The sequence below is a fragment of the Magnetovibrio sp. genome (genome assembly GCF_036568125.1).
GTDB lineage: Bacteria > Pseudomonadota > Alphaproteobacteria > Rhodospirillales > Magnetovibrionaceae > Magnetovibrio.
The window spans coordinates 162,457-186,598 of sequence record NZ_DATCTF010000010.1 but is presented as its reverse complement, the minus strand read 5'-3'; the positions used below and the strand labels follow the sequence as shown (position 1 = coordinate 186,598).

Here is a 24,142-nt window from a genome sequence, read left to right as displayed (position 1 = left end):
AACCGGGCGATTGCCCGTTTACTTATTCGGGTCTACGACCCGACATTTTTTGGCCCGAACAGATGCCTTTTTACCAAAACGGCATCCACGACATCGGACCGCCAAAACCATTGCCCCAACTGTTGTAGGGGTAACTTCCCAATCCCAGACCGGGAACACCTATACCGGGGTATCCCAGACCGGAATAACCCAGCCCCGGATAACCGACCCCGGGATAGCCGACGCTGGGATAACCAGCGCTGGGATAACCTAGTCCCGCATAACCGGTGCCGGGATACGCCAATGCGCCTTGATACGGCACACCACCGTAGGCCAAGCCATTGACGACATTGCCCCCGGCCGGATAACCGGGATAACCGCTTGCCGTGTTGTCGATCCTGCCGTCCAAGGGTGCATATTTGGGCTGAGGTGCCTGTTTGGGGACCTGTGCCTGCACACTGGGTTTAGGCATGTACTGACCACTGGCTTGAGGGTCGGCGCGCCATGGATTTTGCGCCGCCGCCACGGACGGGCTCGCGGTGAACAACCCCGCGATCAATATTCCCATCAGTGCCAAACGGTTACTCATCTGTCTAAAGCTCCCTCGCTTTGTTCAATCTCATTTCGTCGGATCGCTGGCTTGCGGTTGCGGAGCGTATCCATAAGGCTGCGCGAACGGTTGCCCATAAGGCCCGCCGTAGGGGTTTCCATACGGGGTTCCATAGGGGGCACCGTACGGCGCGCCATAACCTTGGCCATACGCACCCTGGCCGTATGGCTGGTACGGTTGAGCGTATGGATTGTTCTTCTGCATTTCGGCCATTCGCTGCTGAGTTTGCTCGCGAAGCTTATCCGCCTCGGCGCGGCTGTCCTTGACCCACTGCGGTTCTTCAGGCGGTTGGGGTGGGCTCGTATTGCCACCCGGTGCTTGCTGCGGCTGTGCAAAGAACCCGCCGGGGTTCGGCATTGCCATGCCACCTGGGGCCATGCCACCTGGGGCCATAGCGCCTGGGTTCCACGGATATTGGCCGGTATTTTGCGCCGGGTTTTGATCCGACGCGGGGGCCGGAGCATCGCTCGCGCCGGGAGCCGCCTGCTGAGCCGGTTCCGGTGCGTACTGCCCCATTGTGCCCGCGTGATTGAAGGGCGTCCCGTAAGGAGCACCATAGCCTTGGCTGTAAGGCATTCCGTACGGCATACCGCGCATGAAATTGCCAAAGCCATTGTTGCCGAAGCCATTTCCGCCATTACCAGCGCCACGTCCGGCCAAGCCGATGCGTCCACGGACCTCCACTTGAACTTCGGTGCCGTTGCCCAGGTTGTTGCCAAAGGCATTACCCGGACGCGGCGGCATCATGCCGGGCCCCGGCGGCGGCATCGTATTCTGCGCCACGGCGGAGTCTTCGCTTGGCAAAACGTCATTGCTCATCGGATCAAAACCCATCGGCGGGAAACCACCCTGGTTTTGAGCCACGCGACGGGAGAAAAACGGACCTTGCGGGGCCGGAGGAAGAGAGGCTGCTGCCTGTTCCGCCGTCTGGGAAACACCGCTGTTGGACGCCTGAGCCGCAGGCGTCGTCGCATCCGCTGCCAGCGCACCTGAGGGAAACGCTAGCATCATCACACCAACCATCAGCTTCGTGTGCATGATCCAATTCCTTTCCTTGCTCTCATAGGTCATGTGTCGTCCCCTTGATCCGTGCCCCCGGTCTTGGCCTGATCGGCGTTGGCACCGTTCTCGGGAACGCCTTTCAGTCGAATGCCCCGCCGTTTGGCCTTGGGACGCGCCTTGGCTTTCGCCGCCGACTGGGACCGCGCGGGTTTCGCAGGCGGTTTTTCGACCGGTGCCTGGGTTTGCGGTTCGACTTTCGCTTCCGTTTTGGTTTCCGGTTTCGCTTCGGGCTTAGGCTTGGGTTGCGCGTCCAGCTTCGTGGTAGGCGCTTTCTTCGCCACTGCTTTTTTGACCGGAGCCTTATCCGCTGCAGTCTTCTTCGCAGGAGCCTTCGTCGCCGGAACTTTTTTAGCCGGAGCTTTTTGGGCTGGAGCCTTTTTGCTCGGGGCTTTTTTCGCGGTGGCCGTCTTCGTTTGAGGCGCGACCTCGACGACAGCTTCCGCTTTCGGCTCGACTTTTTGCTCTACTTTGGGTTCCGGCTTGGCTTGCGGCTTCGCATCCGATTGCGATGGCGATGGCGATGCTGCTGCCGGCGTTGGTGTTGCCACAGGCGCTGCGGGAGCAACCGGTGCTGACGTCGGGGCTGGCGTGGGTGCCGGAGCAGGAGCAGGCGTTGGTTCCGGTTTGTGCGCACGGTTTTCACGCCAACGGGTATACGTGTCCTTGACGAACAACATCACGAAGTACGGCATTGCGCGCAGGGCATACCCCACCATCGCCAACACCGGCAGCAACTTCTGCACCCACCCCCAACGCTTGACCCAATCGGCGAAGGTCACAATGGCGGTCCAGGCAAAGATACCGATCATCGCCGGGATCACCCACAACAAGCGGATTTTGCTTTTGCCCCCGTCCGATTGTTCCGCGCTGGACGGATCCAACGAAATGCCTGCATCCGTCACACAAGCAACCGGCGTTCCGGTGAGAGAGGCATTGAAAACCTCCGCGCCGGTCGCGCAGCCATAGACCTTTTTCGGATCGATGGTGGCGCATTTCAACGGGATCACCACCAACGTCAACAGGGTCGAAACCATCACGCCGAACATCAGCGAGATTGCCATGCCTTGGAAAATCGGATCGGACAAAATCACGCTTGAACCGGCCACCAGGGCCAACGCGGTAATCATGATCGGCCGGGTACGCGCCCGGCAGGCTTCGATCACGGCTTCGCGCACGGGCATGCCGTTTTCGACCGCGCGTTTGGAGAAGTCCGCCAGCAAGATCGAGTTGCGCACGATGATACCCGCCAGCGCGATGAAGCCGATCATCGAGGTCGCGGTAAATTCCGCGCCGAACAGCCAGTGACCGGGAATGATGCCGATCAACGTCAGCGGAATGGGCGCCATGATGATGGCGGGCAGTTTGAAATTGCCGAACTCCCACATCACCAGCATGTAGATCAAGATCAGCGCCACGCCGAAGGCCAGACCCATGTCGCGGAAGGTTTCGTAGGTCACCGTCCACTCGCCGGTCCATTCGAACGCGCTGGTGAAGCTGTCGGCCGGCGGCGAGAGATAATGCGATTCCAGCTTTACGCCGTCGGGGGTGGTGTAGTCGGCGAGCAGGTCTTCGACCGCGAACATGCCATAGATCGGCGCGGCCAGACGCCCCGCAACCTCACCGGTGACGAATTCGACCGGGCGCAGATCCTTGTGGAAGATCAACTGATCTTGCGCCACACGCTCGAAACGACCCAATTCAGACAGCGGAATCATCTTGCCCGTCGAAGACGGTACCGGCAATTGGCCCAAGCGCGAGAACTGGTCGCGCAACGCGATGGGGATTTGCATCACGATGTAGCGCGGTTCCAAGATATTGCCGATTTTCACGTCGCCAAGTTTGTAGCGGCCCATGACCATTTCAAGCTGCGCGTTGATGTCTTCGACCGACACCCCGCGACGCACGGCCTTTTCGCGATCGACCACGAAATGCCAAGCCTCGTAAGGATCTTGAATGAAGTTGTCTTCGTCGACCACGTTGCCCGCCTTGGCGAACACTTCGGTCAAATCTTGCGCCACCTGACGACGGGTGGCGGCGTCGGGACCATAGACTTCGGCCACCAAGGTCTGCAGCACCGGCGGCCCGGGCGGCATTTCGACAACTTGGATTTTCGCACCCATTTCCTTGGCCATCGGCGTCAGCATTTCGCGCGCGGCCACGGCCAGTTCATGAGAGCTGCGATCGCGATCGCCCTTTTCCAGCAACTGGACTTGAATGTCGGCCTGCCATGCGTCTTGGCGCAGATAATAATGGCGCACCAAGCCGTTGAAGTTGAACGGCGAGGCGGTGCCCGCATAGGTCTGAACAGCGGTCACTTCCGGCAACGTCAACAGTTGGTCGGTCAACGCCTGAACGACGTTGGCGGTTACCGGCAACGCGGTGCCTTCGGGCATGTTCACGACCACGTTGAATTCGGGCTTGTTGTCCAACGGCAGCATCTTCACCGTCACCGAGGTGGTGTAGAACAGCGCGAAACACGCAAACAGAATACCCAACATGGAAAGACGAAAGATGCGGTATTTGACCTTGCTCTCGATCAACGGATTGAGCATGCGGCGGAAGAAACCATCCAGCCACTTCTGCTGATTTTCTTCTTTCTTATGCGCTTTTTGCAGCGAAGACATGGTCGGACGGATGCGCATCGCCAACCACGGCGTGAAGATGAACGCCGCGAACAGCGAGAAGATCATCGCCACCGAACCCAGCGCCGGGATCGGCGCCATATACGGGCCCATCATGCCGGACACGAAACCCATCGGCATCAGCGCCGCGATCACGGTGAAGGTCGCCAAGATGGTCGGGTTACCGACTTCGGCCACGGCTTCGACCGAGATGTCGGTGTCGACCTCGCCCTTCAGCAGCCAATGGCGATAGATGTTTTCGATCACAACGATGGCGTCATCGACCAAAATACCGATCGAGAAAATCAACGCGAACAAGCTCACCCGATCAATGGTGAAGCCCATGATCCAGGCCGCAAACACAGTCACCAAGATCACCACCGGGATGACGATCAACACCACCACAGCAGCGCGGAAGCCGAGGAAGATCCAGATCAACACCGTCACCGCGCCGGTGGCGACGAACAGTTTGAAGATCAGTTCGTTGACCTTGTCGTTGGCGGTCTTGCCGTAGTTGCGCGTCACCGACACTTCGACGTTGTCGGGTATGATGCGGCCTTTGAGATACTCAACCTGATTGAGCACGCCCTCGGCCACCGTGACACCGTTGGTGCCGACCTTTTTCGCCACCGCGATGGTCACCGCCGGCGCGCCGACCGGGGCCAACAGGTCGCCGTCCGAATAGGCCGGGCCGGTGAAATACTGCACCAAGTTTTCCGCCACTTGCGGGGCTTGGCTGACCAACGCCACATCGCGCACATAAACCGGGCTGCCATTGTGAACGCCGACGATCAAGCGCTCGACGTCTTCCGGTTTGGTGAGGAACGAACCGGTGAAGATTTGCAGGTTGGAGCCGGATGATTCCACTTGGCCCGCTTCCATCTCGGAGTTGGCGCTGGTGATTGTTTTGGCCAACTGGCCGACGCTGATGCCGTATCCGGCCAATCGTTCGGGGAACACTTCGACGCGCAATTCTTCGGCGCGCCCACCGACGATGTAGCTTTGCGAGGTGTTGGGCACCTCTTTGAGACGCTGCATCACGTCCAACGCCACCAGGCGCAACGCGGCGTCATCCACGTCATGCGACCACAAGGTCAGCGTCACCACCGGAACGTCGTCGACGCCCTTGGGTTTGACCAGCGGCTGCGATACGCCGGGGGGGATTTTGTCTAGGTTGGACATCAGCTTGTCGTACAGCTTGACCAACGAGGTTTCCAAAACTTCGCCGACGATGAACTGCACCGTCACCATGCCGCCGCCGTGGCGCGACACAGAATAGACGTGTTTGACACCGGGGATTTCGCTCATCAAGCGTTCCAACGGGTCGATCGCAAGGCTTGAAACCTGTTCGGCCGACGCACCGGGATAGCTGAAGAACACGTCCACCATGGGCACGGAAATTTGCGGGTCTTCTTGGCGGGGCGTGAACAACAGCCCCATGATGCCGATGGCGAGGCTCGCCAACAGCAACAGCACCGACAGGGGCGAATGGATGAACTCCTTCGCCATCGCACCCGCAATGCCTAAACCGTGACGGCCGCCGGGTGCGCTTTCCGTGGTCTGTTTGTTTTGATCTGTCATGTGCGTGTCCCTTCCCCCTCGCGCTCGGTTATTTAGCCGAGCTCGACGACAAGCCCGCGGGCGGGTTCAAGATCACCTGTTCGCCGCCTTTCAGGCCTGCCAACACGCTCATGCGTCCGTCGTCCAGGCTGACGCCCAGACGCACCAAACGCAGCGACACATTGTTGTTACCATCGATCACGAACACACTGGGGAAGCTGCCGCGCCACACCAACGCGTCGGTCGGCACCACCGGGGCGGTGCGGAACGCCGACGACATGTCGGGCACCCGCACTTCGGCGTACATGCCGGGGCCGCCGGGCGTGCCTTCGGGCAGATCGAACTTCACCGTCACGGTGTGGCCGGACGCATCGGCCATGGGGAAAATCTGCGCCACCCGAGCCATCACTTCGGGACCGCGCACATCCAGACGCGCGGGAAGCATCATGCCTTTGTCGATGCTGGACACCAAACGCACAGGAACCTCGACCTGCAAACGCAGATACTTGGTGTAGGCGTAACGCACCAAGGACTGGCCGGGTTGAACGGTATCGCCCTCTTCGACCATCTTTTGCGTGATCACGCCGTCGAACGGCGCCAGGGTGCGGGTGTCGCGCAGACTGGCGTCGAGCGTTTCAAGACGGGCATGCGCCTGCAGCAACTGACTTTGCGCTTGGTTCATGCCGCTGAAGCTGTTGTAGAGATCGGCTTGGCGTTCCACCCCGGTGTTGGAGTTGCCAACCATGTTGGAAAATCCGCGGGTGAAGAATTGATCGAACATGGTCGGCATGCCCATGCCCGGCATGCCGGTGATCGAATTGACCCGCGGCGAGATCAACTCGCGCGAATACTGCACTCGGGCGTTCTGCATGCCCGCTTGGGCGCTGGCGATATCGGCCAGCGCGGCACGGCGTTGGGCCTGAATGCTGTCGTCGTCGATGGTGACGAGCAATTCGTCTTTGGTGAAGGAATCCCCTTCCGCACCGGAAATGAACGTCACCCGGCCCGGAGATTGAGCCGCCAAGTTGACTTCTTTATATGGGACCACAGTCCCCGCCAACGTGGTCATTTCGCCGATCTGTTCGACGGCGACGATCGCGGTCTGGTATTCCGACGCCTGAGCGGTAGGAACGATGCCAAATGTTGCCGCACTCAACGCGAATGCAACAGCACTGTGCAACACTCCAGTCTTGATCGATGATTTCCGCCCCAGCATTACCCAATCTCCCCGATTTGGTCTTGATGTCCGTCTATATTGAACCTGTGTGTGCCTAAGCCTTGGCCATCGCTGCGAAACTTTTCACGAAAGGTCCGGCCATGCGCGGGTCTTTAACCATTGCGCCGTAATCGCCGACCTGAAACTGCAACTTGCGTGACGTATACGCCATGCCAAGGCCCATCATTCCCGGCGGCTTTTTCAGCCACTTTTCCCAATCGCCTTGGCTGGCGCGCATATCCCAGTTCAATTCCTGGCCCTCATAGGCGCTGCCGGAGACCGCTTTACCGTTTTCCACGACAAGCACGCCCAAGGGCGCATCCGCGCCGAGAAATCCGTATGCGATGGTTGAAGAAAAGCCGATTTTTTCCAGCTCATCGGAAAGACCGGGCTCTGAATTCCAGACGTTTTGAAACGACGCCATCCAGTCGGGCGAAAACATTTCTGCCATGATGTAAAACTCCCCCTTGTTTGTCGTGTCGATGGCGCACCAACTCTTGCTAGAGCCACGAAACACCCCGGTTGGTTGTCTCATCTCCACGAGATGCCAGAGTAGCCTGAGAAAACCGTTTCGTTAACCCCTCATTAAGCAATCGCCGTGCCAGCGGCTCGAATATCTCATTAGTCCATTGATATTAAAGAAATACGTGTAGAAAAAATGTTTACCCCGCACCACGACTGCAACACCTCTATATTAGAATTTTGTTATATAATGCATTGATAATATTACACTTTTTTCGCTGCAACACGCTGCAACATGTTGCGCAACACTTCGTTTCATGTCAGCATCCCTGTGCAACAATCGCCAACAATGACCGCAAAGGTCGTGGGAGACTGTCAATATGGGAATAATCGATCACAAGCTCGATCTGGCTGCGGTGAACCCGATTTTTGAAACACTGATTACATGTATTTCGGATGGCGTTTTGATCACCAACGAAGATGGCGAGGTGCTGTGCCAGAACGAAGCGTCACGGCAAATGCTGGGCGAAGACAACCATGACGCGCCGGGCGAAAGGGAACTGGACCGCATTTTCGATTTGGCTAAACGTTCCACCTGCGCGGCGTTTTCCTACGCCTCAAACGGCTCGCCCTTGGACAACTTCGTACGCGTCAAAGAGCAGTTCCAATCTGGCGGCGCAACCCGCGATCTGGAGCTGTTCCTCGGCACTATCACCTTGCCCGAAGGCGACCGCCGCCTCAACGTCGTGATTTCCCAGGACCGTACCCAACCCAAGGGACCCGAGGGCGCGCCGGAACTGAAAAAACAAGGCTTCATCACCAACGACCGGGAAATGCTGTCGATCATCTCGCGGTTGGAACAGATTGCGGATTCAACCGCGCCCGTGCTGCTGATGGGTGAGTCCGGGACCGGCAAAACCCAAGTGGCGCGCATGATCCACGAACGCAGTTCGCGCGCAAACAAGCCGCTGATCGAAGTCAACTGCGCCGCCATTCCCGAACAGCTGCTTGAATCGGAACTGTTCGGCCATGTCAAAGGCGCCTTCACCGGGGCGACGCAAAAACGCAAAGGCCGCTTCCAAGCCGCCCATGGCAGCACCTTGCTGCTGGATGAAATCGGCGAAATTCCGTTGCACCTGCAAGCCAAGCTCCTGCGCGCGATTCAAGACCAGCGCTTCGAGCCGGTGGGCTCGGACGAAACCATCGAAGTCGATGTGCGGGTCATATCCGCAACCAACCAGAACCTGCGCGACATGGTCAACGAGGGCAAGTTCCGCGCCGATCTTTTTTACCGCCTTGCCGTTGTGCCAATCAAAATTCCGCCCCTGCGCGAACGCGTCGGCGACATTCCCTTGCTGCTCAAGCACTTCTGCACCGACCTGACGGCGCGCGGCTATCCCAACGATGTCGCCTGCACGCCGGACGCCATGCGCATGATGATGGATTATCCGTGGCCCGGAAATGTGCGCGAAATGATCAACGCGGTCGAGCACGCCTACATCTGCGCTATCGACAAGGCCGTGGTGCCTGAAAGCCTGCCTCAAGACATTCGTCACCACGCGATCAGTGGCTCATACGTCAATCTTGGCGAAATATCGCCGAGGCTCAATCGACGCCAAAGCGACCGAAATCAGTTTGGGACTGCGTACACAGGCGAGACCAACGCCCTACACTCTGCAACCAACGGCGATGCGGACCAGATCCGTCAGGCGCTTCAGGCGGCGGGCGGCAACAAATCCGCAGCGGCCAAGGCATTGGGCATCGACCGCACCACCTTGTGGCGGCGCATGCGCAAGTTTGGCTTGGCATAGGGCTCCAAGGGCGTTAGCCTCCCCGGCGAACGACGTTCAATCGGACCCATGCCATGAAGCGCTTCGTAGCCTTATCCATCCTTGCATTCGCGCTCGCCTTGAGCACTCCGACGGCTCAGGCTCAGTCGGGGTTGACGCTTTACGGCAATTGGTGCGGGCCCGGAACCAGCCTCAACAGCGGCCCGCCGCTCGATCCGCTGGACTATGCCTGCATGCGCCACGACATCTGCTACGTAGCGACCGGCTCCGTGGCGTGCGAATGCGACGTCGCGTTCATGCACGATCTACGCCGCATGCAGTATCCCAACGAAGACACCTTTCTTCGGGGGCGCGCCATGTACGACGCCATGGCGATGACGCCGTGCGACGATCCCAGCGGCTGGGCGGTCAAACAAAGCCTGATGTGGAGCGACATCGCCGACGACGCCATGAGCGGTCGGGCGACGCCATTTGAGGTTCCGGCGCGCTGGATGTACCTGTTTTCGCGCGGCAATCCTTACCGCTGGTGATTTAGAGGAAGCTCAAGGCTTTCTTGGTTTTCGCGATCAACTTCAGCAAGAACGAAATCTCGTCGCCGGGCAACGCCGACTTGAAGCGGCTGCCTTGAAACAACCGACATCCTGCGTTGTGCGACAGGGCGACATGCTCTTCGCTCTCCACGCCCATGGAAACGATCTGCACCTTGGCCTTGTCCCAGCGTTTCATCTGCTGGGCCAGCACCTCGATGCCGTCGCTGTCGGCGAGGCTTTGCATGTGTTCGATACAGACTTTCGACATCTGCACCGGCGTTTGACGCACGACATCCAAACACTCTTGATTAAGAGGATTGCCATCCAACACGATCACGCAACCCAAAGCGCGCAAATCGCGCATCGTTTGGGAAATCCCCGCGACATCGACCGCGAGCACACGCCACGGGCATTCCAACGATAATTTCTTGGCGGGAAAGCCGCTGTCTTTGAGGGCGCTTTGAACCTTATCCACCAACATCTTGCCGTTGTTCCAGGCGGAGATGTTGACGCTCATCAGGCCGAACGACAAATCCTGATCCACCCACGCCCGTCCTTGACGCATGGTGTCGCCGAGCACCCAGGCATCGACCGCTTCGATCAACTCGGCATCGCGTTCGATCGCACGCATAAATCGACCGGCTTCCAGGAAGCCTTCTTCTGGGTGGTTCCAACGCAACAGCGCTTCCAAACCGACGATGTCTTCGCTGTCGGGATCGAACTTGGGCTGAAAATAGGTCGCGAATTCACCCGCTTGCAATCCGGATTGAACCGCTTGCGCCAAGGCTTGATCATCGGGAAACGGCATCGGTTGGTCCAATCAGCGCGGCATGATGCTCATGGGGCGGAGCATGTTGTGAATATCGTACTCCATCACCTTAACGGTCCTTTGCACGTTTGCGAACCGATAAGACATCTCCGACGTGCCGTTGCCGATATATCCGACGTTGGTGTCGACCGCCTGCATATCCTGGCTGACCGCGTCGAGGGAGATCTGCATATCCGAAACGTCGAGGTTCAGATACTGCATGTTCTGGGCGATGGACGGCAGACCGTGAACGTTTTGTCCCATGCTTTTGACATGCGCGGTGATTTGCCCCATCTCCGCCGACATCGAACCGAATTCCACATACATCTCGTCAAGGCTGCCGATCATCGCCGACAGATCTTGGCTCATGGAATACGTCAGATACACCAGGTAAATGGAAATCACCGCCAGGAAGACCAGGACAACTCGGATCATGCGACTGGTCTTGCCGCTGATTTTTCGCGAAATGCGGTCGATGGTTTCCATCTCGACGCGGAAGATCTCCATGCTCTCGCTGGCGATGGCGACAAAATCGTTTTTGCTTTCACTCATCGGGTCACCACGGGAACATGTTGTTGAAGGTTTTCATCGGTTCCGACGCCTGATTGACGTTCGCACCGATCCCCACCAGCGACGGCTCGAGATGGCGGAAAGATTGATTCATGGTGCCGACGTCGGTGGTGATCACACGCATCTTGTTTTCCACGCTGGTCATGCTGCCCGACATGGTGGCCAGGTTGGCGTTCATTTTCGCCACCGTCGTGCGCATGGTGTCCAACTCGCCCACGACGACGGGAAACGCCGCCAGATCGCGATCCATCGCGGCGATGACGGTGCGCATTTGACGCATATCCGCCGACATCGAACTGAACTGCACGCGCATGGTGTCGAGCACCGAAATCATGTTGCCGACACTCGAGGTGAAAGCGAACAGCATCACCACCATGATCACCGTGACCACCGCAAAGCTGAACATGCCGACGCGCAAAATCGACGTCACCCGCCGCGCAACGCGCAGGTTCAACTCACTGCGCAATTCCATCGCCTTTTTAAAATCGGCGACGGCTTGGCGCATTTCAGCCGCTTCGTCTTCGGTAATTTTCATGCCCACCCCTACGTTCGTCGGTCGTTGGGGTATCACATGGGGCTATGTCAGACAATGCGCTAAATGTCTTACAAATTTCCAGAACGCTGATGATCAGCCCTCGATTCCGGCTTCGGCCTTTTCCAGCATCTGGCCGATTTTCTTGGCTTTGAGGGTTTCGCGGGCCTTGGCGTATTTGTCGTCGTTCCAAAACATCAAGCAACCGTTGCACCCCAGCCCGCAACAGCTTTCCAATCCCATCGCCGGGGTCTTGCCGGTGTGTGCGCGGCCCTTGAGGGTCGGACGCGCCTCGCTACCATCGCGCAAGCCGCGTTCGACGTCCATGCTCATCAAGTTGCCCTGCAACAGCGCTTGACGGTCCTCGCTGAGCACCGCTTCGGTACGCCCCACGCTCAGCACGGGCAGTCGGGTCTTAAGGCCGGCGGCGTCTTCGTTGTGAAACAGCGACGCCGGTATGCGGATCGCACGGCCTTGCCCAGGATTGGCTTTGTCGGCGACCTCGCCGGTATCCGCGTTGACGAATTCATAGAGGCGCAAGCGGATCGGTTCGATCTCTTGGGGGGCGAGGAACTCGATCACCGCGCCGGCCTTGAGCGTGTTGCGCAAACCGAAGATCATGTCGTCGCCGTCCCAGCGCTCGATGACGCCCGCGAACAGCCATCCTCCGACGGTGTCGGTGCGCTCGTAATTGTGCGCCAGGTTGCTCAACCGGCCGTCATGAAAACCGAGCGAGTAGCCGCGATTTTGCAACGTATAAATCTCGCGCAAATAGGGCTCCGGCGACCAGTTTTCCGGGTCGGCGTACCACGCATCGATGGCCAAGCGGTAGGACCGCGCGGTGACGGCGGCATAGTATTCGCTTTTGTTGCGCCCTTCGACCTTGAGACTGTCGACGCCGATGCGCAGATAGTCGTCCAGCTTGGGCATCAGACACAGGTCTTTGGCATTGAGGATGTACGAACCGCGGTCGTCTTCTTCGAGTTTCATCAACTCGCCGGGGCGGAATTCTTCTTCCAGATAAAAATCGAAATCGTCCTTGTTGTCGGGTGTAATTTCGACCTCTTCACCGTCCTTGCGCCGGGCGCGGACCTTGTAGTTCCAGCGGCAGCTCTGCGCGCAATTGCCTTGGTTGGCACCGCGTTCAGCCAGATAGTTGGACAACAGGCAGCGTCCCGAATAGGTCATGCACATGGCCCCGTGGACGAACGCTTCGAGCTTGATGTCGGGACATTTTTGGCGAATTTCCTCAAGCTCTTCGAAGCTCACTTCGCGCGCCAGAACGCACAACTTCGCGCCCATCGCAGCCCAGCTTTGCACCGTCAGCCACGAACACGCGTTGGCCTGGGTGGACACATGCAAATCCAGTTCCGGCGCGTGTTCGCGCAGGTAATGGAACACCCCCTGGTCCGACACGATCACCCCGTCGGGGTTCACCGTGCGCACGGTCTTGACGAATTCCGGCAGCTTTTCGATGTCGCGGTTGTGGGTGAACAGGTTCAGCGTCAGATAGATGCGCTTGCCGCGTTCATGGGCGAAGCGCACGCCTTCCAGCAACTCTTCCAACGTAAACGACGATTGGGTGCGCAACGACAGGTCGGGCGTGCCGGCATAAACGGCATCAGCGCCGTACAAAATCGCGGTTTTCAGTTTCGCCAGTGAGCCCGCGGGCATCAACAGTTCGGACCGGTGTGAAGTCGTGTTGTGTATCATGCGCCCTCATATCACTTCGGGAGGGCGGTTTCCATGGTTCTGTGCGTACTCAGGTGCGGTTCAACATCTGCAGCGTGTTCAGATCGAAGTGCATATTCAGCAGCGATGACAGGTTCGATGTGGACGATCTAAAAGCATTTTTATCCGCCCCGCCGAACGCGGGCGTCAGGCCCAGTGAAAGCATCTGCATATCCAGCCCTTCGGCGTCATATCCTTTCAAACGTGCGGTCATGCGTTCAATGATGTAATCCTTAATGCGATCGCCGCTCAGTTCCGCCTCGCTCGCTTGAGCGGACTTTTGTTGCGCCACATGCGGCAGGGAAAAGGGCCGTGCAAGCGGTTCCAAAGTCAGGCTCATGGGGATTATCCTTATCCAATCCATTTACATGACGCCGTGCAACCCGCGTGCCGTTTTCCGGCATTACCAACGGTCTGATTTTGTTGAAATATTGAATTCGACGCGAACCACAAGGTGGGTAAAATCGACGTCAACGCGGAAAAAATTGCCCCGAAGACCGCTTCATCTTGGGCGCGAAGCCCAATTGCTGTAATGCTTGTCGAAACCTGTTTATCCGGATGAGCACCACCTCGAACCATGACCGCCCTCGAAAAACGCGCTCAGCTCCTGACGATCATGGGCACCATTTTGGTTTCCACCTCGTTCCCCATCGGCGCGGCCATCACCCAGGGGCTCGACAGCGTGGTGCTGACGTTGTTTCGCTTTGCCATCGCCGCCGCGTTGTTCGGACCGTTGGTGGCGTGGAAATACGGCCTGCCCCGGCCGTCGCTTAGGGACCTCGGCCGTTACGGCCTGCTCAGCGCCTGCATGGTCGGTTTTTTCTGGGCCATGTTCGAGGCGCTGCGCTTCACCAGTCCGCTCAACACCGCGACCATCTTCACCCTGACCCCCACCATCGCCGCCGGCGTGTCGGCGGTGCTGCTCAAGGAGCGCTTGAAAACCCGTTCCTTCATCGCCTTGGGTCTGGGCATGGTTGGGGCCGTGTGGGTAATCTTTCGCGGCGATTTTGCCAGTTTCATCGCCCTCGACCTCAACCGCGGCGACGCTATTTTCCTCATCGGCACGGTGTGTATCGGGGTGTTCGGTCCGCTGGTGAAATACCTGCATCGCGGCGAGCCGATGGCGCGGGTGAGTTTTTGGATCTTCGCAACCGGCAGCGGTTGGCTGTTGCTGTTGGCGCTGCCGCGTCTGGGCGGCATCGATTGGGCCGGAGTGCCGACGATGGTCTATTGGGGCGTTTTGTATCTGGCGTTGTTCACCACCTTGATCACGTTTTTCGTGTTTCAGTGGAGCACCATGGTCATCGGCCCGACCAAGGTATCGTCTTACACCTACGTGCAGCCGGTCTTGGTTCTGATCATCGGCTTGGTGCTGGGCCACGATGCGCCGCCCGCGCTGACCTATCCCGGATTGGTGCTGGTGTTAGGCGCCACCGTGGTGTTGCAGACGGCATCCGCCCGAACCAAGATTTAAGCGCCTTCTATCTCTTCGCGGAGCATTTCCAAGGTCAGCCACTGTTCCTCGGCGGCTTGCAGTTCGTTGGATTTGGCCTCCAACTCGGCGGCGGTTGTGTTGAACTTGGCCGGATCGTTGCTGTAGAGCTTGGGATCGTCCATCAGCGTCTGCAACTGCGCGATTTCCGTGCTGAGCTGTTCCATACGCCCAGGCAAGGTTTCCAGCGCGTACTTTTCCTTGTACGACAGTTTCGGCTTGCCCGATGTCTGTACGGGGGCGCTGGGCTTTTTCTCTTTGGGTGCTTTTTCTTCCGTTTTGGCGGCAGCGCGCGCACCCACGCCGAAACCGCGCTGCGTCACCATATCGCTATAACCGCCGGGGTATTCGCGCCACGCGCCCGCACCGGCGGTTTCGGTTTCGTTGACGATCACCGACGTCACCACCCGGTCCAAGAAATCGCGATCGTGGCTGATCAAGATCACCGTACCGTCGAAATCGGCCAGCATTTCCTGCAACAGATCCAGCGTTTCCAGATCCAAGTCGTTGGTCGGTTCGTCGAGCACCAGCAGGTTGGCCGTCTGCGTCATGGCGCGCGCCAGCATCAACCGTCCGCGTTCCCCCCCGGACAAGGCGTGCACCGGGGTATTGGCCTGTTCAGGCGCGAACAAGAAATCCTGCATGTAGCCCATGACGTGCTTTTGCTGACCGCCGACGGTGACGCTGTCGCCGCTCTGCCCGGTCAACACGTCGACCAACGACCAATCGGGATTGAGCGCGTCGCGCATCTGATCCAGGCTTGCCATTTCGATCTTGGTGCCCAAGGTTACGGTGCCGCTGTCGGGTTCTAGCTTGCCGATCAGCATGTTGAGCAGCGTGGTTTTGCCCGCACCGTTGGCCCCGACGATGCCCAGCCGGTCGCCGCGCAGCACGCGGGTGGAAAATCCTTTGACCACCACATTGTCGCCGTAGGATTTGGATATGTTGTCCGCTTCCAAAACTCGCTTTCCCGACGCGCCGCCTTGCGACACGGTCAGTTTGACGGTGCCCGTGATGGCACGTTGGTCGCGGCGTTCCTGACGCAATTGGTCGAGCGCGCGCAAACGCCCCATATTGCGTTTGCGCCGCGCCGTGACGCCGCGTTGTAGCCAGTGCAGTTCGCGCACGATCTTGCGGTCCAGCTTGTGACGGTCCAGTTCGATCTGTTCGATGGTTTCATCCCGCCACGCTTCGAAATGCGCGAACGACTTAGGCAGCTTGTGGGTCACGCCCTGATAGATCCACACGCTGGCTTGGGAGACGTTTTCCAAGAAGCGCCGATCGTGGCTGATCACCACCAACGCGGCGTTCATTGCATTGAGTTCGTTTTCCAGCCACTCGATCACGGCGAGGTCGAGGTGGTTGGTCGGTTCGTCCAACAACAAGATGTCGGGTTTGGCGGCCAGCGTGCGCGCCAGCGCAGCGCGGCGCTTTTCCCCGCCCGACAGCGTCGCGGGGTTTTCCTGACCGCTCAAGCCCAAATCGGTCAGCAACACCTGGGCGCGATACAGATCGTCGTGGGGGCCGAGACCGGCCTCTACGTACTCCAACGCGGTGTCGAAACCGCTCAAATCGGGCTCTTGGGGCAGGTAATTGACGGAAATACCGCTTTGCAGGACGCGTTCGCCTTTGTCCGGTTCGATCAAACCCGCGGCGATTTTCAGCAACGTCGATTTACCGCAGCCGTTGCGACCGACCAGGCACATGCGTTCGCCTTGCGCCACGGTCAAGTCGGCGCCTTCCAGCAACGGCGTGCCGCCGAAGGTCAAATGTATATCGCGCAGGGTGAGGAGTGGTGCGGCCATGCGCCGTATGTAGCGCGACGGCGGTTCGGGGGCAAGGCGTTAAGATAAGACCTCGGCAATATCGACCTTGATCTGGGCGACGGCGTTGTAAACCCCCTGCTCGACCCCCGGCGACAGCGGCGCGCCCAGGTCGAACCGCGCCCCTTCGATGCCATAGACGATCAATTCCCCCGGCAAGCGCCCCAAGGTGCGGGCCATTTCCACGGCTTCCGCGACGCCGAACTGATGGGTGGAATGGCGAAAGAAGTTGCGTGGCAATTCCTCGAAATTGGCTTCAAACCGGTGCAGCGTGCCCGGCGGTGCGCCCGACAACGCCGCATCGATGACGATCACCCGCCCCTGGCCCTGCCACATTTCCATCAATTCCGCCCCATCGCCGTCGAAGACGTAGGCCGGAATGTCGTCGGTGCGCAAACGGGCAACCACCGCCGCCGCCGCGCCATCGTCGCCACGCAGGGCGTTGCCGACGCCGATGATCCAGGGGGTGCGTTCAGTCACGTTTGATATTCAACCTCAAAAAATGGGTGGCGCAGGAAATACACGGATCGTAGTTGCGGATGGTCTGTTCGCAACGCCACTTCAGCTTTTCATCGCCCAACTTCATATTGCGCTCGACCACGCCGCGCAAGTCCAGCTCGATCTGTTTTTGGTTCTGCGCCGTCGGCGGGGTGATGGTGGCCTGTTCGATCAGGCCATCCGCGTCGATGCGATAGCGATGATAACAAATGCCGCGCGGCGCTTCGGTGCAGCCATGGCCGGTTCCCGCGCGCACCGTGAGTTTGACGCACGAGGCGTCGGGTTCTTCGTAGGACTGCGCGATGCGCAACGCCTCTTCGCAGGCATAGAGCGTTTCGATCATTCGCACCACGATGCTTTGAAACGGGTTGGCGCAGGTTTTACCCAAGCCTGCCTCTTTGGCTGTGGCCTTGGCGAACTTGGACAGTTGATCGAAGTTGTTGTTGTAACGCGCCAACGGCCCGACCAGATAGGCCGCGCCGTCCTTGGTCATGCCGTGCAGCGCGTTGGAATGGGCGACGTGCTCTTCCAGAAAATGATCTGGGAATTCCTGCACCGCGATGTCGAGGCCACGATTGGAAACGATCCGTCCATCCTGGATAGCGTATTCGTCCGCGTGTTTGAGCGACACGCAGGTGTAGTCGTATTCAAAGTCGGGAAATTCGAACCCGCCGAACGCCAGCGCCAATTCGCGCGAGGTCTCGATGGCCCATTTCAGCGGTTCGATCAATTCGCGCACGCGGGCTTTGCTCGGCACTTTATAAAAGCCGCCGACCTTGAGGTTGACCGGATGCACCGCGCGCCCGCCGACGACCTCCAAAATATCGTTGCCCAGCTTCTTGAGTTTGAGCGCCTTTTTCACCAATTCAGGGTTGGCCTTGGCGATTTGCAAAGCATCATCCAGCCCCAGAAAGTCCGGCGCGTGCAGCATCGCCGCGTGCAGCACGTGGCTTTCGATCCATTCGCCGCAATAGATCAAACGGCGCAAATCGCGCAGCGGCCCCGTGACCGTCACGCCCAAGGCGTCTTCCATGGCTTGGCTGGCGCCGAGCAGATAGGCGATCGGGCAGATGCCGCAGATCCGCGACGTGATGTCGGGGGCTTCGGAAAAATCGCGCCCGCGCAACAGCGCCTCGAAAAAGCGCGGCGGTTCGAAAATGCGAAACTTCAGGTCTTTGATTTGACCGCCCTTAATGTGTAGATCCAGCGCACCTTCGCCTTCCACCCGCGACAGCGTGTCGACCTTGATGATGCGCGAAGAGGTCTTAGTCATGGTTCAAGCTCTCCTTCGCGAACGGGGCGGCGGCGGCGTTGAAGGTGCGAAACAGGTCGCGGCGCTGCTTGGTGTCCAAACCCAGTTCCGCCAATTTTTCGGCCAGCGCATGGGTGTTGGGCATCTCTTTCGGGCCGAAGCAGCCATAGCACCCCCGATCGCATGCCGGACAGACGTTGCCGCAGCCCGCTTGCGTCACCGGCCCCAGGCAGGCTTGGCCCTTGGCCACCATCACGCACACCGTGCCCGCCAGTTTGCATTCGATGCACTGACTGTGATCTGGCACGTTGGGCTTGCGCCCCGCCAAAGTCGCGCCGAGAACTTCCAACAACTGATGTTTGTTGATCGGGCAGCCGCGCAGTTCCAAGTCCACCGGCACGTGGTCGGCGATGGCGGTGGATTTTTTCAAGGTCTCGATATATTCGGGATGGGCATAGACGGCGCGGATGAAATCATCAACGTCGGCGAAGTTCTTCAACGCCTGAATCCCGCCCGCCGTGGCGCACGCACCGATGGTGATGAGCATCTTCGATTGTTTGCGCACCTTGTGGATGCGCTTTTCCTCATCCGCCGTGGTGATCGATCCTTCGACCAACGATATATCGTAAGGACCTTTGACCTGGGCGCGGGTGGCTTCGAGGAAATAGGCGATCTCGACACTGTCCGCCACCGCCAACAGCTCGTCTTCGCAATCGAGCAGGCTCAATTGGCACCCATCGCACGACGAGAACTTCCATACCGCCAATTTCGGCTTTTTCATCGCCATCACAGCCCCCTCACCTGCATCAGGTTTTCGATGCGCGCATAGGGAAATACCGGACCGTCCTTACAGATAAAGTGGCCACCGAACTGGCAATGACCGCAATGGCCGATCGCGCACTTCATGTTGCGTTCCATGGACACGTAAATGTCGTCCTTGGCCACGCCCAGGTCGCTGAGTTCCTTGATGGTGAAGCGCATCATCAGTTCGGGGCCACAGATGAACACCTTGGCATGGTGCACATCGAAATTGGCGCGCCCGATCAGGCGCGTCACCACACCGACGTTGCCCGCCCAATCGCGACCAGCGTGATCGACGGTGACGTCCACGTATGTGTCCAATCGTCCCCGCCACATCTGCAGTTGCTTCATGTACAAGACGTCGGCGGGTGAACGCGCGCCATACAAAACGACAAAGCGTCCATACTTGGAGCGATTGGCGAGCACATGTTCGATGGCCGGACGCAACGGCGCGAGACCGATGCCGCCGGCGACGATCACCACGTCGTTGCCTTCTGCCTCGACCACCGGCCAGGCGCTGCCGAACGGACCGCGCACGCCGAGCTGCTCGCCCTTTTTCAACTTCGACAAGGCATCCGTGACCGCGCCCACGTTGCGCACGGTGTGCACCAGTTTTGACGGATCGGAAGGATCACCGCTGATGGAAATCGGCACCTCGCCCACACCGAACGCATAGAGCATGTTGAATTGACCGGGCTGAAAAACGAAGCCGTCAGTTGATGTGGGAGCAAGTTCGATGGTGAAGGTGTCCGCCAGTTCCTGGACGCGCTTGGCGACGGCGAACGGCACCGGTGTCATCGGATCGAGTTTGATCTGGGTGCTCATCTCGCCCCCTTCAGGACTTGCCGTACATATCTGTCAGTTGCTGGCGGGCGCTGTAGAGGCGCTTGGCCATCACCGGCACGAAACGGCTGTACAGCTCGAACCCCAGCGCGTTGTCTTTTTTGAGCTTCTTGCGCAGACAGGTGGCTTCCAAGCTGATGACACGGGTCAGCGTGACGGCGCGAATGTCGTACGCCCATTCATAGGGCGGCACCATCCACGACCAACCGAACACGTCGCCGTCATGCAGGGTTTCGATCACCAGACCGTCTTGGCCTTGAACATGAAATTCCAGCGCCACGGTACCGGAGCGAACGAAATAAAAACGTTCCGCCGGCTTGCCTTCGTGGGCGATGTAATCCCCCTCGTTGAAGCGCTCGTTGCGCGCGCATCCCGCCAAGGTCTTGCGCGAGGTTTCATCCATGCCTTTAAAGAACGGATGTTCCGCCAGCAGTTTATCGAGACCTTCCACCTTCACCATCGTAAGCGCTCCTTCAAGTCTTGTCGGCCATGGCGCGGACTTCGGCGGTGATGTCGATGCCGACCGGGCACCAGGTGATGCACCGTCCGCACCCGACGCACCCCGACACGCCGAACTGATCGTGCCAAGAGCTCAATTTATGGGTCATCCACTGACGATAGCGTTGCGCCCCGTCGCGACGGATTGCGCCGCCGTGGATGTAGCTGAAATCCAGAGTGAAACACGAATCCCACTGCCGCCAGCGTTCGGTCGTTTGACCGTCCAAGCTGGTGGAGTCGGACGTGGTGTTGCAAAAACAGGTCGGGCACACCAACGTACAGTTGGCGCAATCGAGGCAACGCTTGGCGATCTCTTGCCAGCGCGGGCTTTCCAGATTGTCCGTCAAGGTTTTCGCCGCGTCGGTCGGCATCTCCCGGCCCATGGACTTGGCGGCTTTGTTGACAGCCTTGGCTGCGGCCTTGAAATCCGCACCGGTCGCTTCACGGCCATCAAGGCGGGCGAGGATTTTTTCGCCTTGTGCGCTGCCCGCCTCGACCAAGAACGCGTGGCTGTCTTTGTTGCTCAGTTCCGTCAGCGCCAGATCATAGCCGTCTTTGACCTTGGGCCCCGTATTCATGGAGGTGCAAAAACACGTCCCCCCCGCGCGGCGGCAATTGAGGGCGACGATCAAGGCCTTGTCGCGGCGCGCCTTGTATCCGGTGGCGACGTGATCGCCTTCGATGAACACCTTGTCTTGAATTTGCATGGCGCTGAGTTCACACGCGCGCACGCCGATGAAGGCGTATTTGGGCGCATCGACCTCGGTTTGGACCTCAAAGCCTTTGGCGGTCTTTTGCGCCGTCCACAGCTTCTCTTTGGCGGGAAACAGATAGCGCTTCCATGTTTGTGCACCGTGAGTGAAATCGAAGTAAGCGGGCTTCTTGGCTTTGCTCAAACGATACGCGCCGGGTTGCTGGTCGTCGACCAACCCCAGGGGCAATTCGTCGGTAGAGGCGATCTCTTCCAACACCACGGCGCCGTCGCGCGCCTTGGGGCCGATGGTCGCGTAACCGCTTTTGCGCAACGCCTTGATCAGGCCGTCCAGCCCGCCGGCGTCGATGACGATTGCATGATTTCGGGGATTGCCCACCTTGCCCATTCGTCCCTGCCCTGCACATAACGCGCTAAAATTCTCATAGAATTATAAAGCACTTATGACAGTGGGTCGAAGACAATCGAACGTTTGACGCGAATGCCCGAGACTATTTTTGACGCGCGCGGGCAAATGCCTCGGCCAGCGCGCCGCCCGATGTGTCTGGGGCCTTGGGCGCTTTGACTTTGGCAGGTTTGCCGTGCGGCTTGGACGGCGCGTTCGATCGTGCCGGGGCGTCGCCATCTTGCGTTTTGGTGCGCATGGTCAGTGAAATGCGCTTGCGCGCCGCATCGACCTCTTGCACGCGGACCTTGACCACGTCGCCGGGTTTGACCACTTCGCGCGGATCCTTGACGAAGCGATCGGCCAGTTGCGACACGTGCACCAAGCCGTCTTGGTGCACGCCGATGTCGACGAACGCACCGAAATTGGCGACGTTGGTGACCACGCCTTCGAGCTGCATGCCGGGCTTTAGATCGCTGATCTTTTCCACCCCGTCCTTGAATTCGGCGGTCTTGAATTCCGGGCGCGGATCGCGGCCGGGTTTTTCCAGTTCTGCCAAGATGTCCTTGACCGTTGCGGGGCCGAAGTTTTCGTTGGCGAAGTCTTGCGGGTTGAGTGTGCGCAGGATCTTGGCATTGCCCATCAAATCGCCGAGGTCGATCTTGGTGGTCGCCAAGATGCGTTCAACCAAGGGATAGCTTTCCGGGTGCACCGCCGATCCGTCCAGCGGGTTGTCGCCGTTTTTGATCCGCAAGAAACCCGCGCATTGTTCGAACGCCTTGTCGCCCAGACGCGGCACCTTCATCAAATCCTTGCGGCTTTTGAACGCACCGTTGGCGTCGCGATACGCCACCACGTTGGCCGCCAAGCTGTCGCCCAGACCCGAAACTTGGGCCAGCAACGGCTGCGACGCGGTGTTCAAATCGACGCCGACGGCGTTGACGCAATCTTCCACCACCGCTTCCAACGCGCGGCTGAGGCGATGTTCGGACAGGTCGTGCTGATATTGACCGACACCGATGGCCTTGGGCTCGATCTTCACCAGTTCCGCCAACGGGTCCTGCAAGCGCCGCCCGATGGACACCGCACCGCGCAGCGACACGTCGATGTCGGGAAATTCCTGGGATGCGTAGGCGGACGCCGAATACACCGATGCGCCCGCTTCCGACACCATGATCTTCTTTAAATTCAAATCGGGATGGCGGTCGATCACCTCGGCGGCCAGCTTGTCGGTTTCGCGTGACGCCGTACCGTTGCCGATGGCGATCAGTTCGGCGTTGTGTTTTTTTGCCAGCACCGCAACGGTGGCGACGCTTTCGTCCCAACGCTTTTGCGGTTCGTGCGGATAGATCGTCGCGGTTTCCACCAATTTGCCGGTAGCGTCCACCACCGCGACCTTCACGCCGGTACGAAACCCGGGGTCGAGCCCGATGGTGGCGCGCTGTCCCGCAGGCGCGGCCAGCAACAGGTCACGCAGGTTTTGCGCGAACACGCGGATGGCTTCCTCTTCGGCGTCGCTCCACAGGCGTTGCATCAAATCAAGCTCGATGTGCAGGGCCATTTTCACCCGCCATGCCCAGCGCGCGGCCTCGATCAACCAGACATCGGCGGGGCGGCCCTCGTCGCGCAAGCCGAAATGCGCCGCGACGTGACTTTCGTACGGATGGGGATAGGGCGGCTGGTCGGGATCGCCGACCACCAAACTGGCGCGCAAGATCTCTTCCTTGCGGCCGCGGAAAATCGCCAAGGCGCGATGCGACGGCACCGATTTCAAAGCTTCATGATAGGCGAAGTAATCCGAAAACTTGGCCCCGTCCGCTTCCTTGCCTTCAATCACGCGCGAGGTCAGGTGGGCTTCGTCCCACATGGTGTCGCGCAAGCGCCCGACCAGTTCGGCATCTTCGGCAAAGCGTTCGATGAGAATTTGTTTGGCACCTTCCAAGGCCGCATCCACATCGGCGACATCGTCGTTGACGTAAGCCGCGGCCTCAACGCGCGGATCGAGCGTGGGGTTTTCCAACAAGCCCAGGGCCAACGGCTCCAATCCGGCCTCGCGGGCGATCTGCGCCTTGGTTCGACGTTTGGGCTTGAACGGCAGGTAGAGGTCTTCCAGGCGCGACTTGGTGTCGGCGGCGGCGATCTTGGCGCGTAGCGCGTCGTCCAGTTTACCTTGTTCGTCGATGCTTTTGAGGATCGCTTCGCGGCGTTCGTTCAATTCGCGCAGGTAGCGCAGGCGTTCTTCCAGGGTGCGCAGTTGCGCGTCGTCCAAGCCACCGGTCGCTTCCTTACGGTAGCGGGCGATGAACGGCACCGTGGCGCCGCCGTCCAACAGTTCGATGGTGTCCATGACCTGAGCGTCGCGGACGC

Annotated in this window: 21 protein-coding genes; 3 read left to right on the top strand and 18 right to left on the bottom strand. The window is 59.3% G+C overall.

The window, feature by feature from the left end; translation table 11 throughout:
- Window positions 1-70: 70 nt before the first annotated feature.
- From VIN96_RS05585 to VIN96_RS05565, 5 genes are read right to left on the bottom strand one after another with little or no spacing between them, the layout of a single operon-like run.
- Complete coding sequence (locus VIN96_RS05585) at window positions 71-568, bottom strand: hypothetical protein (protein WP_331894534.1); 498 nt, start codon at window positions 566-568, stop codon at window positions 71-73.
- A gap of 30 nt (window positions 569-598) precedes the next feature.
- Complete coding sequence (locus VIN96_RS05580; RefSeq protein WP_331894533.1) at window positions 599-1,627, bottom strand: hypothetical protein; 1,029 nt, start codon at window positions 1,625-1,627, stop codon at window positions 599-601.
- 29 nt (window positions 1,628-1,656) lie between these two features.
- Window positions 1,657-5,853: an efflux RND transporter permease subunit gene (locus VIN96_RS05575; protein ID WP_331894532.1), complete on the bottom strand. Its 4,197-nt coding sequence runs from the start codon at window positions 5,851-5,853 to the stop codon at window positions 1,657-1,659.
- A gap of 28 nt (window positions 5,854-5,881) precedes the next feature.
- Window positions 5,882-7,048: an efflux RND transporter periplasmic adaptor subunit gene (locus VIN96_RS05570; RefSeq protein ID WP_331894531.1), complete on the bottom strand. Its 1,167-nt coding sequence runs from the start codon at window positions 7,046-7,048 to the stop codon at window positions 5,882-5,884.
- A 55-nt stretch (window positions 7,049-7,103) separates the two neighbouring features.
- Window positions 7,104-7,499, bottom strand: coding sequence for a hypothetical protein (locus VIN96_RS05565; protein ID WP_331894529.1), 396 nt, complete (start codon window positions 7,497-7,499; stop codon window positions 7,104-7,106).
- A gap of 391 nt (window positions 7,500-7,890) precedes the next feature.
- Between VIN96_RS05565 and VIN96_RS05560 the strand changes: the two genes are divergently transcribed.
- Complete coding sequence (locus VIN96_RS05560) at window positions 7,891-9,321, top strand: sigma-54 interaction domain-containing protein (RefSeq protein ID WP_331894527.1); 1,431 nt, start codon at window positions 7,891-7,893, stop codon at window positions 9,319-9,321.
- 53 nt (window positions 9,322-9,374) lie between these two features.
- Entirely contained in the window at window positions 9,375-9,830 is a 456-nt protein-coding gene (locus tag VIN96_RS05555) for a hypothetical protein (protein WP_331894525.1), read from the top strand.
- Between the two features lies 1 nt (window position 9,831).
- Here the strand turns inward: VIN96_RS05555 and VIN96_RS05550 are convergent, their stop codons facing one another.
- The 5 genes from VIN96_RS05550 to VIN96_RS05530 form a co-directional block, all read right to left on the bottom strand.
- Window positions 9,832-10,638 (bottom strand): EAL domain-containing protein, encoded by an 807-nt coding sequence (locus VIN96_RS05550; RefSeq protein WP_331894524.1) that lies wholly within the window; start codon window positions 10,636-10,638, stop codon window positions 9,832-9,834.
- Window positions 10,639-10,650: 12 nt separating this feature from the next.
- Window positions 10,651-11,190 carry a hypothetical protein gene (locus VIN96_RS05545; protein ID WP_331894523.1) on the bottom strand — a complete coding sequence of 180 codons (540 nt, stop codon included), beginning with the start codon at window positions 11,188-11,190 and terminating at the stop codon, window positions 10,651-10,653.
- A gap of 4 nt (window positions 11,191-11,194) precedes the next feature.
- Complete coding sequence (locus VIN96_RS05540) at window positions 11,195-11,743, bottom strand: hypothetical protein (RefSeq protein WP_331894521.1); 549 nt, start codon at window positions 11,741-11,743, stop codon at window positions 11,195-11,197.
- 93 nt (window positions 11,744-11,836) lie between these two features.
- Window positions 11,837-13,453: a U32 family peptidase gene (locus tag VIN96_RS05535; RefSeq protein WP_331894520.1), complete on the bottom strand. Its 1,617-nt coding sequence runs from the start codon at window positions 13,451-13,453 to the stop codon at window positions 11,837-11,839.
- Window positions 13,454-13,502: 49 nt separating this feature from the next.
- On the bottom strand, window positions 13,503-13,811 hold the full coding sequence (locus VIN96_RS05530) for a hypothetical protein (protein ID WP_331894518.1): 309 nt from the start codon (window positions 13,809-13,811) through the stop codon (window positions 13,503-13,505).
- 237 nt (window positions 13,812-14,048) lie between these two features.
- On the opposite strand from VIN96_RS05530, the gene VIN96_RS05525 reads away from it, so the two are divergent.
- Window positions 14,049-14,945 (top strand): DMT family transporter, encoded by an 897-nt coding sequence (locus VIN96_RS05525; protein WP_331894516.1) that lies wholly within the window; start codon window positions 14,049-14,051, stop codon window positions 14,943-14,945.
- Here the strand turns inward: VIN96_RS05525 and VIN96_RS05520 are convergent.
- From VIN96_RS05520 to VIN96_RS05485, 8 genes are all read right to left on the bottom strand, one after another.
- Complete coding sequence (locus VIN96_RS05520) at window positions 14,942-16,768, bottom strand: ABC-F family ATP-binding cassette domain-containing protein (protein WP_331894515.1); 1,827 nt, start codon at window positions 16,766-16,768, stop codon at window positions 14,942-14,944. The genes VIN96_RS05525 and VIN96_RS05520 overlap by 4 nt on opposite strands.
- A gap of 39 nt (window positions 16,769-16,807) precedes the next feature.
- Entirely contained in the window at window positions 16,808-17,266 is a 459-nt protein-coding gene (locus VIN96_RS05515; protein WP_331894513.1) for a hydrogenase maturation protease, read from the bottom strand.
- Entirely contained in the window at window positions 17,259-18,557 is a 1,299-nt protein-coding gene (locus tag VIN96_RS05510) for a Ni/Fe hydrogenase subunit alpha (RefSeq protein WP_331894512.1), read from the bottom strand. The genes VIN96_RS05515 and VIN96_RS05510 overlap by 8 nt, the downstream gene beginning before the upstream one ends.
- Window positions 18,550-19,323 (bottom strand): oxidoreductase, encoded by a 774-nt coding sequence (locus tag VIN96_RS05505; RefSeq protein WP_331894511.1) that lies wholly within the window; start codon window positions 19,321-19,323, stop codon window positions 18,550-18,552. The genes VIN96_RS05510 and VIN96_RS05505 overlap by 8 nt, the downstream gene beginning before the upstream one ends.
- A complete protein-coding gene (locus VIN96_RS05500; protein ID WP_331894510.1) occupies window positions 19,323-20,162 on the bottom strand; it encodes an FAD/NAD(P)-binding protein in 840 nt (279 codons plus the stop codon). Before VIN96_RS05500 ends, VIN96_RS05505 begins: the two co-directional genes overlap by 1 nt.
- Before the next feature lie 10 nt (window positions 20,163-20,172).
- The gene (locus tag VIN96_RS05495) at window positions 20,173-20,640 is read right to left on the bottom strand and encodes a cyclic nucleotide-binding domain-containing protein (RefSeq protein WP_331894509.1); all 468 of its coding nucleotides are present in this window, start codon (window positions 20,638-20,640) and stop codon (window positions 20,173-20,175) included.
- Window positions 20,641-20,653: 13 nt separating this feature from the next.
- Complete coding sequence (locus VIN96_RS05490) at window positions 20,654-21,778, bottom strand: 4Fe-4S dicluster domain-containing protein (protein ID WP_331894508.1); 1,125 nt, start codon at window positions 21,776-21,778, stop codon at window positions 20,654-20,656.
- A 103-nt stretch (window positions 21,779-21,881) separates the two neighbouring features.
- A complete protein-coding gene (locus VIN96_RS05485; RefSeq protein WP_414675601.1) occupies window positions 21,882-24,122 on the bottom strand; it encodes a Tex family protein in 2,241 nt (746 codons plus the stop codon).
- Window positions 24,123-24,142: the final 20 nt, after the last annotated feature.